Here is a 10,386-nt window from a genome sequence, read left to right as displayed (position 1 = left end):
ATTGGCATCCTTGATCGCATGGATGCTCACGCCGTACTGCTGCGCAATGCCCGAGAGCGTCTCGCCGTTGCTGACCTTGTGCAGGTCCTGGGTGTCGGCGTCGGCGGACAGCGTGGATGATTTGGAGGCATCGCTGGGTTTCATCGCGACCTGGACGCCGTGCTTGCGGGCCCATTGCGCGGCGAACCAGGTACCGGGGGGCGGCGTGGTGCGGAAATATCCCTGGATACCGGTCATGATCGCGTGCGCCATCTTTTCGCGATAGCTGGGTGATCGCAGCAGGCGTTCATCCCTGCGACTGCTGATGAACGCGGTCTCGACCAGGATCGAGGGCACATCCGGTGAACGCAGGACCACGAAATTGGCATGCTGCACCTTCCGTTTGTACAGCGGGATGATGCCCTTCAGCGCGCCCAATACGTCATGTCCGACCTCACGACTGGCATGCATGCTGGCACCCTGCGACAGATCCAGAAGCACTGCAGCCAGGGTATGGCTCTTGTTGTCCAGCGACACACCACCGACCAGGTCGGAGGCGTTCTCGCTGTGCGCCAGCCAGCGTCCTGCTTCGCTCTCCTTGCCGTGCGTGGACAGGACCCAGACCGAGGCACCGCGCGCATCGCAGTGGTGCGGACAGGAATTGGCGTGGATCGACACGAACAGATCGGCCTTGTGTTCGCGCGCCATCTCGAAACGTTTTTCCAGCGGCACATAATAGTCGCCGGTGCGGGTCAGCATCGCCTTCATGCCCGGCTGCTTGTCGATCAGCGCGGCCAGACGCTTGCCGATGGCCAGGGTCACGGTCTTCTCGTACAGTCCATTGGGTCCGCGCGCACCGACATCCTTGCCGCCATGACCGGGATCCACTGCGACCAGTACCTTGCGCTCGCCGACCGGCGCAGTCTGCCGCGCGGCCACGCTCGCGCCCTGCCCGTGCGCGGACATGTCCAGCACCAGGCGATAGCCCATGCCACCGGATGGATCCAGCAGGAAACTCTTTGGCTGCACACTGGACTTCATGTCCAGCACCACGCGCAGGCCGTGCTTGCCATGACGACCGACACGCACATCCTGCATCTGTCCGGTTGCGCCAGGCGCGTCGAACGCACCGTCCAGGTGCGCATCGGCAAAATCCAGGACCACGCGATCAGGATTTTTCAACTGGAACAGCTTGGGATCGGCCGGGCCCGACAGGTCGAACACCGCGCGGGTGTTGGTTTTGGTGTCGGTCACGCGCACGTTCTTCACGCTGATCGGCGAGCCGGCGTGCGCCGGCCAAGCCGGGGCCAGCGCAATGCAGAGCATCAGCAAGGGTAGGATCATGTGCCGCATGCTGGGTTTAATACCCCACTTGCGCGCTCGATGCAAGGGTCTTTTCCCTTTTGAATCCGTGACCTGTGGGCACTTTGTCAGAAAGTACATTCGGGTCCGGAAGTTGTCTGGAATGTCTCTCTAGACACACTTTTCTATTATTTACAAACACTTAATGAATCGAGAACCTGCCGGCCCCGGTCGCTTGCCGCCTCCATCCGCATGCTGCGCGAGGTCCCTTCGTGCTGCAGGAAAAGGTTCCGATCCGATGGCGGCCACGCGCCGGCGCCCCGTTCGGGCCACTCCACCAGAACCAGGGACTGCGGATCGGACCAGGCGTCCAGCCCCAGGCATTCCAGCTCGCCCGGATCGTCGATGCGATACAGGTCCAGGTGCCAGGCCGACCGACCATCGACCAGCATGTACGGCTCGACCAGGCTGTAGGTCGGGCTCTTGATCCGTTCACCGGCGCCCAGGTGCCGCAGCAGGGCTCGCGCCAATGAGGTCTTGCCTGCGCCAAGGTCGCCATGCAGGTAGACCACCAGACCCTGGCCCTCGCAGGCTGCGGCTAGCTGCCGCCCGAAGGCGTCGGTGGCCGCGGCGTCGGCCAGATGCAGTGTCATGGCGTCATTCAGGACTGGCATTGACCGACTCACGCAAGGGAAGCAGGAGATCCGAGGCCAACAGGCCACGTTCACCGCCGTGCGCCGCGCCGCGGTCACCTGCACGTGCATGCAGGCCGACCCCCATGCAGGCTGCGTCCAGGGCCGAAAGCCCCTGTGCCATCAGCGCAGCGATCACACCGGTCAACAGGTCCCCCATACCGCCGGAAGCCATCCCCGGATTGCCCCAGGGGCAGACCGATACCTGACCATCGGGCGAAGCGATCAGGCTTCCGGCACCCTTCAGCACCACGCAGGCCTGATGGCGCTCGGCCAGCGCACGCACTGCGGCGAAGCGGTCCGCCTGGACGGCAGCGATATCGGTCGCAAGCAAGCGCGCCGCTTCGCCAGGGTGCGGCGTGAGCACGCAGCCGTGGGGCAACGCGCGGGTGTGTGCGGCCAGCAGGTTCAGTGCATCGGCATCCACCACCACCGGGAGTTGGCGCGAAAGGGCCGCCTCCCAGACAGCGCGCCCCCATTCGCCCTGCCCCAGCCCCGGGCCCAGCGCCAGCACGTCGGCCGCATCAAGCAGCGGCATCAGGTCCCTGGTGTTTTCCACCGCATGCGCCATCAGCTCCGGACGCGCACCATTGAGCGCGCTGATATGGCTGGCGCGCGTGGCCACGCTGACCAGGCCTGCACCGCTGCGCAAGGCGGCTTCGCCGCACAACCGGATGGCGCCGCCCATGCCGCTGTCGCCCCCCAGCGCCAGAACATGGCCATGACTGCCCTTGTGGGTGTTGCTCCTGCGCGCAGGTAGCGTGCTGGAGCGCAGGATTTGTGCGTCCGGCAACATGTGCCCGGATATCGTTTCAGGCAAATCCAGGGTATCGAGCTGCAGCGCGCCGCAACAGTCGGCCGCATCGGCTGTGAACAGGCCCCGCTTGAGCGCCACGAAGGTCACGGTTGCATCCGCCCGGATGCATGGATCACGGGCCACGCCGGTGTCGGAATCCAGGCCCGAAGGCACGTCCAGTGCCAGCACCGGCTGACTGCTGGCATGTACCTGCCGGATCCAGTCCGCGGCCAGCCCCTCGGGCGCGCGCGAAAGGCCCGTGCCGAACAGACCGTCCACCACCAGGTCTGTCTGCGAAAGATTCAGCGTATCCGGCTTAAGCTCGATCACGCCACCTGCATCGAGAAAGGCCTGCCGCGCCCTGGCGGCATCGCCCTGCAGTGCATCCGAGAGCGCCACGGCCGTGACTGCAATGCCCTGTCCCAGGGCCAGTGCACCCAGCAGATAGGCATCACCACCATTGTTGCCGGGGCCGCACAGCAGCAGCAGCGAGCGGCTCTGCGGCCAGCGCTGGCGCAACGTGTGCAGGGCTGCGCCGGAGGCACGCTGCATCAGCGTGAATCCGGGAATGCCCAGGTCCTCGATCGCATGCCGGTCCAGCGCGCGCACCTGGGCTGCGGTGTACAGGGAACGGTGGAGACGCTCGTTCATGCTGTGCCTGGCGTGCAAAATAGGTGCAAAGCGTAGCAATGATCGCGCTCCGGCGGCGAATCTGCGCAACGCATGCCCCTTACAATACCCGCCATGACCGCACTACCCGACGCCATCGATCCGCACGCGCTCGCCGGCGACATCCGGACCTGGGCCGGCGAACTGGGGTTCTCCGCACTGGGGATCACCGACACCGGACTTGGCGATGACGAGGCGCACCTGGAGGACTGGCTCGACCAGGGCCTGCATGGCGAGATGCATTACATGCAACGTCATGGCACCAAGCGCAGCCGGCCTGCGGAGTTGCTGCCGGGAACGCAACGCGTGATCTGCGTGCGCATGGACTACATGCCCAGCGCAGTACGCGACGCCTGGAAAGTGCTGGAAAACCCCGAGTTGGGCTACGTGGCGCGCTACGCGCTCGGTCGCGACTACCACAAGCTCATGCGCAACCGCCTGCAGAAACTGGCCGACCGCATCGCCGCGGTCGTGGGACCGTTCGGTTACCGCGCCTTCGTCGATTCGGCTCCAGTGCTGGAGAAGGCACTGGCGCGCAACGCCGGACTGGGCTGGATCGGCAAACACACCCTGCTGCTCAGCCGTGACGCGAGTTCCTGGTTCCTGCTGGGTGAACTGTTCACCGACCTGCCGCTGCCGCTGGATAGACCGGCCACGGCCCATTGCGGAAGCTGTCGCCGCTGCATCGACATCTGCCCGACGCAAGCCATCACCGCACCCTACCGGCTGGATGCACGACGCTGCATTTCCTACCTGACCATCGAACTGAAGGGAGCGATTCCCGAACCGCTGCGCGCGCCCATGGGAAACCGCATTTTCGGCTGTGATGACTGTCAGCTGGTGTGCCCCTGGAACAAGTTTGCCCGGCTCGCAAGCGAGCCCGACTTCGCACCGCGGCACAGTCTGGATGGCGCACGCCTGGCTGATCTTTTTGCATGGGATGAGACGACGTTCCTGGAACGCACCGCGGGCATGGCGATCCGCCGTGCCGGCTACCAGGGCTGGCTGCGCAACGTGGCCGTGGCCCTTGGCAATGCTGCAACGGAACCGGCCGTGATCCATGCCCTGCGCGCACGCGAGGGACATCCTTCCGAACTGGTGCGTGAACATGTCGCATGGGCTCTCGCGCAACACGACGCGAGCTGAGACCGCGGGAGTCAGGCGTCGACCAGCCAGGTGGGCTTGCGTTCCGGCGCGCCGTACCAGCCCCAGCCGCGAAGGCGGCGCATGATGTCAGCATGGGATTCGACCACGTCACGCTCGGGACCAAGCACGGTATGCGCCCATCCCTCGCGGACCAGCACGCGCGCGCTCGACTCGAGCTGGGCGGCATGACCAAAAAGCAGCATGCCTCGCGGCGAGCCGAACCCGTCGATCCACAGGTCAGCGACCAGGCACTTTGCCGTGGGCAGAAGCACCACGCGCCACGGCGTGACATGCAATTCCAGGCCACGGGCGGCGTCGCGCCAGGTACGGATGAAGCGGCTCTCGTGCATGGGTCTGAATGGATCGGATGTGCCAGGAGCAAGGTTGCCAGTACACGAGCCCGACGAGACGAATGCAAGCAAAATCTTTAGGCCGGCCCTGCAACGCGACAGGCAAGGCCTTGCGCCGGCCACGGAGCACCGCGAGGCCTGCCCTGTGTGTTCAGGCGGCCTGCTTGGGTATGGCCGTATTGATGTGGCTGATGCGATTGTCGGCGTCCACGTAGACCAGTTGCGGCTTGAAGTTTGCCAGCTCGGCCTCGGCCAGGGTGACGAAAGCGGCAATGATGATCAGGTCTCCGGTCTGCGCGCTGCGCGCTGCGCTTCCGTTCACCGAGATGATGCCCGAACCTTCCTCGGCACGCAGGGCATAGGTGACGAAGCGTTGCCCGCTGTTGATGTTCCAGGCGTGGATCTGCTCGTACTCACGAATACCCGAGGCATCCAGCAGATTGCCGTCGATTGCGATCGAGCCCTCGTAGTGCAGCTCCGCGTGGGTCACGGTTGCACGATGGATTTTTGCCTTGAGCATGTTCAACTGCATGACGCCGCCTGAAGCAAGCAAGAATGGGGAAATTGCGAATTATACCGGCTGCGGCGTGCGCCTGACGAACCGATCGGCCGCCTGGTCGCCGCTAATCCAGCAGCAGGTTGTCGATCAAGCGCGTGTCGCCCAGACGTGCGGCGATCAGTGCCACCCGTCCGCTGCGCTCGTCCGGAGCCGGCTCGGCCAGATCCTCGCTGCGCCGGACAACGGCATAATCGGGATCGAATCCGGCCTTTTCAAGTCGATCCACGGCCCAGGCACTGACCTGCGCGGGTGTTTTGCCCTGCGTCAGCTGTTCGCGCATGCCCTCAAGCGTGCGCTGGATCTGCGGCGCGATGCGGCGTTGCTCGGTCGACAGATACTGATTGCGCGAACTCATGGCCAGGCCATCGGCTTCGCGCACGATCGGTGCTGACAGCACGACGACCGGCAACCCCAGATCCCGGACGAAACGCTCGATCACGCGAAGCTGCTGGAAATCCTTCTGTCCGAACACCGCAACATCGGGCTGCACGATATTGAACAGTTTGCAGACCACGGTGGACATGCCGTCGAAATGTCCCGGCCGGTGCGCACCCTCCAGGGACTTGGTCAGGCGCGGCACCGTGACATGCACGGTATCGTAGAGTCCGAACGGATACATGGTCTCCACCGACGGGGCGAAAACCAGGTCGCAGCCATGTTCGGCCAGACCCGCCTGATCCTGCGCCAGCGTGCGTGGGTAGCGCTCGAAATCCTCGCCGGGGCCAAACTGGGTCGGATTCACGAACACGCTGGCGACCACCCGGTCGCAATGGACTCGCGCCTGCTTGAGCAGCGAGTAGTGCCCTTCGTGCAGGTTGCCCATGGTGGGCACGAGACCCACCGACTCCCCTTTTCCGCGCCACCCGCGAACCATCGCGCGCAGCGCCTTGACCTCCGTCACCGTCTGCATGTCCCGGAAGTCCTCAGTACTGATGTTCCGGACCGGGGAACCGGCCCTCGCGCACGTCCTGCGCATAAGCGGCGATCGCCTCGACCACCGAACCGCGCCCCGCAAGAAAGTCCTTGCTGAACTTCGGCCGCTTGCCCGGCGTGATGCCGAGCATGTCGTAGATCACCAGCACCTGGCCATCGGTCTGCGGGCCTGCACCAATGCCGATCGTGGCGATATCCAGAGCCTTAGTGATGCGTTCGGCAAGACGAGCAGGGACGGCTTCCAGCACCAGCAACTCGGCACCTGCCGCGGCCACGGCGTGCGCATCCGCCAGCAGCTTCTCTGCGGCTTCATCCTCACGACCCTGGACCCGATAGCCTCCAAGGCGGTGCACCGACTGCGGGGTCAGGCCCAGGTGCGCGCAGACCGGCACATTGCGCTGCACCAGGGCATTGATGGTTTCGCACACGTGGCCCGCGCCTTCCAGCTTGACCATCGCGGCGCCACCCTCGGCGACCAGGCGCGCCGCTGCATCCATCGCATGCGCCGGGTCACGGTCACTCATGAAGGGCAGGTCCGCCACCAGCAGCGAGCGGCTCAGCCCCCGGGCCACGGCAGCGCTGTGGTAGACCATCTGGTCCAGGGTCACCGGCAAGGTGCTGGCATGGCCCTGGATCACGTTGCCGAGGGAATCGCCGACCAGCATCACGTCCACGCCTGCCTCCTCGCTGCGCGCGGCAAAGCTGGCGTCGTAGGCAGTAAGCATGACGATCTTGCGCCCCTCGCCTTTCATGCTGCGAAGCGATGGCACGGTGATCGGCTTGCGCGAGGCGGCCGGGACGGATTCGGAGTACACGGAGATGGCGATTCCTGATGAAAAGTCGATTATCCGGTGCCGCACAGCTTGCGCTCAAGCCACGCGGCGGAAGCAAGATCCTATCAGGCCGACCCGGGCAGGCGGTGACAGCCCGCCAAGTCAATGGCGGCAAGCAGGTCGGCAACCCGCCCCTGGCCGGGAATCTCCAGGTCAGGGGCAAGGTCGGCCAGGGGCAACAGCACGAAGGCCCGCTCGGCAATGCGCGGGTGCGGCAGGGTCAGTCCTGGCTCATTGATCGCACGCCCCGCGTAGTCTAGAAGATCCAGATCCAGCGTGCGCGGCCCCCAGCGCGCACCCTCGCGTTTGCGCCCCGCAACGCGCTCGATCTCCAGCAGACCGTCCAGCAGTTCGCGCGGTTCAAGTGCGCTGTCCAGTTCGACCGCCGCATTGATGAAGTCCGGCTGCTCGGTCACGCCCCAGGGAGCGGTTCGATACAGAAACGAGCGCCGGATCAGGCGGGTGTTCGCCATGCCATCCAGCGCCGCCATCGCATCGACCACCAGTTGCATGCATTCGCCTTGGTTGCTGCCCAGGGCCACATAGGCACGCACGGCCTACTCCGCCTTGTCGCCGGCTTCGTTGCGCCCCCGACGGCGACGGCGACGGCGCTTGCGCGGCGCATCCCCGGACCGGGTGCGCACGGAGGCGCCCAGTTCATCGGACAAGGCGTCTTCGGGCACTTCCTGTGCCCGGGTCCACCAGGCGCCCATCTCGGCCATCTCATCGGACTCCCCGGCACGCAGCAACAGAAAATCGTAGGCGGCGCGAAAACGGGGGTGCTCCAGCAGCTGGAACACGCGCTTGGGCGTGCGATGGGCGAAACGCGGCTGGAGGGTCCAGATCTCCTCCATCACGTGCGTGAAGCGTCGCGGGATCGCCACATGGCGGCTCTGCGTCATCACCACCTGATGCGATGCGCGCTGCCACGCCAGCGAGGGCGGGGCACCCTCGTCCATCATCCCCTGCTTGATTTCCCGCACCTCACCCCAGAGCAGCACGGCAAACAGGAAGGCGGGCGTGACCGGCTTGTCCTCGGCGATCCGGGCATCGGTATTGGCCATGCCGTTCTCGATCATCTCCAGCAGCACCTGGTCGCCAGCGTCCAGGGCCCTGGCTGTGGCAGGAAACAAAGGCGCCAGCAGGCCGTACCGCCTCAGCATGCGGAAACTCTTCAGCGCATATCCCGCCATGAACAGCTTCAGCGACTCGTCAAACAGGCGTGCGGGGGGTGCTTCACCCAGCAGCGGCGCCAGTTCCGCAAATGGCGCCGAGGCCGAGGGGTCGATACTGAATTCCAGTTTCGCGGCAAGACGCGCCGCGCGAAGCATGCGCACCGGGTCCTCGCGGTATCGGGTCTCCGGGTCGCCGATCAGGCGCAAGACCCGATCGTCCAGGTCCTGCATGCCACCCACGTCATCACGCACGCTGAAATCGGCGATGTCGTAGTACATCGCGTTGGCGCGAAAATCGCGCCGCACCGCATCCTCCTCGATCGAACCCCAGATGTTGTCGCGCACGATGCGGCCGTCAACAATGTGCCGGTCGCTGTCTTGCGGATCGCCGACGCCACGGAAGGTGGCCACTTCGATGATCTCGCGCCCGAACATCACGTGCGCCAAGCGGAACCTCCTGCCGATCAGCCGGCAATTGCGAAACAGCTTGCGCACCTGCTCCGGGGTGGCGTCGGTGGCAATGTCGAAATCCTTGGGCTGCACACCCAGCAGGAGATCACGTACGGCCCCGCCGACAAGCAATGCCTGGTACCCGGCTTCGTGCAATCCATAAAGCACGCGCAATGCGGCCTTGCTGATATGGCGTCGCGAAATACTGTGCTGATCGCGGGGGATGATGCGCATGGGGGCGGATGCGTTCGGTTGGTCGTGATTCAAGCGTTCTTTTCCCTCGAAGGTGACACGGGAGCATTGCTCGTCGACATATTTCCGTTATACTACCGCGCCTCGCGCCATAGTGCTCCCTTCGTCTAGTGGTCCAGGACGCTGCCCTCTCAAGGCGGAAACACGAGTTCGAGTCTCGTAGGGAGCACCACCTTTTCTTTTCACCGGGTTCAGGGCGAACTGTATGACCTTCGTCGTCGTCGACAGCTGCATCAAATGCAAGTACACCGACTGCGTGGAGGTGTGTCCCGTGGATGCATTCCATGAAGGTCCAAATTTCCTGGCAATCAACCCGGACGAGTGCATCGACTGCACCCTGTGCGAGCCGGAGTGCCCGGTCAACGCCATCTATCCGGAAGACGACGTACCTGCAGGGCAGGAAGCCTTCATCGCGCTCAACGCCGAGCTGTGCGAGAGCTGGCCGGTGATCACCGAACGCAAAGATGCACCGGCCGATGCGGCCGAGTGGGAAAACAAGACCGACAAGCTGCCGCTGCTGAAACGCTGAAGCCGGCGAGCTGCAGGGCCTGACGCCAGTCGCTCGATCCCGAACACGCAAACGCCGCTTTGGGGGCGGCGTTTTTGCTTTTGCTTCTCCTCTCCCCTGCACTTGCAGGGAAAAGAGGTCTCGCCGATCAGTTGGCGCCCAGACGCGCCTTCAACGCGTCCATCAGTTGCGACACCTGCTTTGGATCGCCCTGCGCGGTGACGGTGCTGCCGCCTTCGGCGGCTGCGGTCACTTGTACAGTGACGGTGGAGCCTCTGGCGCCGGTCGTGCTCGCGGCATCAGCCGAATCCCTCCCCGGTTGATCCTGGGTGTTGCTGAAATGGCGCGCAAAAAAGCCCTTCTTCGCACCCACGTCGAGCTTGGACTTCATCGCCACTTGATAGGTATGCGTGAGTTCACTCTGCGCGATCACGTCGCCGATATCACCATTGCCCAGCGCCAGGCCCACGCGCTTGTAGGCCTTGCCCACATTACCCATGAGGTGGACCTTGTTGGTGGGCATGGCCGAAGACGGGGCACTGGACGCGCTGTCGGCCTCTTCGCTCTGGGCGTTGACGCGCGGAATGGTCAGTGCATCGCTGACGTCGGGCCGGTCCATGTTGGGAGGAATTTCCAGGGGATTCTCCTGCTTGGCTGATTGCCAGGGTTTGCTGGTATGGAACAGCCCGCAACCGGAGAGCAGCGCTGCGACAAGCAGGACCGGGGCGATGGCGACAATTTT

The 10,386-nt window shown here is 64.6% G+C and carries 12 protein-coding genes and 1 tRNA gene; 3 read left to right on the top strand and 10 right to left on the bottom strand.

Annotated elements, in window-relative coordinates; all coding sequences use genetic code 11:
* The 3 genes from PF446_RS00375 to PF446_RS00365 form a co-directional block, all read right to left on the bottom strand.
* A partial coding sequence (locus PF446_RS00375) for an N-acetylmuramoyl-L-alanine amidase (RefSeq protein ID WP_298068580.1) occupies positions 1–1,323 on the bottom strand: 1,323 nt, incomplete at its 3' end.
* A gap of 146 nt (positions 1,324–1,469) precedes the next feature.
* Positions 1,470–1,934: a tRNA (adenosine(37)-N6)-threonylcarbamoyltransferase complex ATPase subunit type 1 TsaE gene (tsaE, locus tag PF446_RS00370; protein WP_298068579.1), complete on the bottom strand. Its 465-nt coding sequence runs from the start codon at positions 1,932–1,934 to the stop codon at positions 1,470–1,472.
* A 4-nt stretch (positions 1,935–1,938) separates the two neighbouring features.
* Complete coding sequence (locus PF446_RS00365; RefSeq protein WP_298068577.1) at positions 1,939–3,420, bottom strand: NAD(P)H-hydrate dehydratase; 1,482 nt, start codon at positions 3,418–3,420, stop codon at positions 1,939–1,941.
* Positions 3,421–3,513: 93 nt separating this feature from the next.
* On the opposite strand from PF446_RS00365, the gene queG reads away from it, so the two are divergent.
* Complete coding sequence (gene queG, locus PF446_RS00360; protein ID WP_298068575.1) at positions 3,514–4,584, top strand: tRNA epoxyqueuosine(34) reductase QueG; 1,071 nt, start codon at positions 3,514–3,516, stop codon at positions 4,582–4,584.
* Positions 4,585–4,595: 11 nt separating this feature from the next.
* Here the strand turns inward: queG and PF446_RS00355 are convergent, their stop codons facing one another.
* The 6 genes from PF446_RS00355 to pcnB form a co-directional block, all read right to left on the bottom strand.
* Complete coding sequence (locus tag PF446_RS00355) at positions 4,596–4,934, bottom strand: hypothetical protein (protein ID WP_298068573.1); 339 nt, start codon at positions 4,932–4,934, stop codon at positions 4,596–4,598.
* Between the two features lie 151 nt (positions 4,935–5,085).
* The gene (panD, locus tag PF446_RS00350) at positions 5,086–5,466 is read right to left on the bottom strand and encodes an aspartate 1-decarboxylase (protein ID WP_298068572.1); all 381 of its coding nucleotides are present in this window, start codon (positions 5,464–5,466) and stop codon (positions 5,086–5,088) included.
* A 91-nt stretch (positions 5,467–5,557) separates the two neighbouring features.
* On the bottom strand, positions 5,558–6,403 hold the full coding sequence (panC, locus tag PF446_RS00345) for a pantoate--beta-alanine ligase (protein WP_298068570.1): 846 nt from the start codon (positions 6,401–6,403) through the stop codon (positions 5,558–5,560).
* A gap of 13 nt (positions 6,404–6,416) precedes the next feature.
* Positions 6,417–7,241, bottom strand: coding sequence for a 3-methyl-2-oxobutanoate hydroxymethyltransferase (gene panB / locus PF446_RS00340; protein WP_298068568.1), 825 nt, complete (start codon positions 7,239–7,241; stop codon positions 6,417–6,419).
* An 83-nt stretch (positions 7,242–7,324) separates the two neighbouring features.
* Entirely contained in the window at positions 7,325–7,813 is a 489-nt protein-coding gene (gene folK, locus PF446_RS00335; RefSeq protein WP_298068567.1) for a 2-amino-4-hydroxy-6-hydroxymethyldihydropteridine diphosphokinase, read from the bottom strand.
* A 3-nt stretch (positions 7,814–7,816) separates the two neighbouring features.
* The gene (gene pcnB / locus PF446_RS00330; protein WP_298068565.1) at positions 7,817–9,118 is read right to left on the bottom strand and encodes a polynucleotide adenylyltransferase PcnB; all 1,302 of its coding nucleotides are present in this window, start codon (positions 9,116–9,118) and stop codon (positions 7,817–7,819) included.
* 114 nt (positions 9,119–9,232) lie between these two features.
* On the opposite strand from pcnB, the gene PF446_RS00325 reads away from it, so the two are divergent.
* A tRNA-Glu gene (locus tag PF446_RS00325) sits at positions 9,233–9,308 on the top strand.
* Between the two features lie 33 nt (positions 9,309–9,341).
* Positions 9,342–9,665 carry a ferredoxin FdxA gene (gene fdxA, locus PF446_RS00320; RefSeq protein WP_298068563.1) on the top strand — a complete coding sequence of 108 codons (324 nt, stop codon included), beginning with the start codon at positions 9,342–9,344 and terminating at the stop codon, positions 9,663–9,665.
* A gap of 127 nt (positions 9,666–9,792) precedes the next feature.
* Here fdxA and PF446_RS00315 read toward each other — a convergent pair.
* Positions 9,793–10,386: hypothetical protein (locus PF446_RS00315; protein ID WP_298068562.1), on the bottom strand; the 594-nt coding region annotated here is incomplete at its 5' end.

Origin of the sequence: Oleiagrimonas sp. (assembly GCF_027858935.1) — a bacterium.
Classification (GTDB): Bacteria; Pseudomonadota; Gammaproteobacteria; order Xanthomonadales; family Rhodanobacteraceae; genus Oleiagrimonas.
This window is presented reverse-complemented; position numbering and strand designations above follow the sequence as displayed.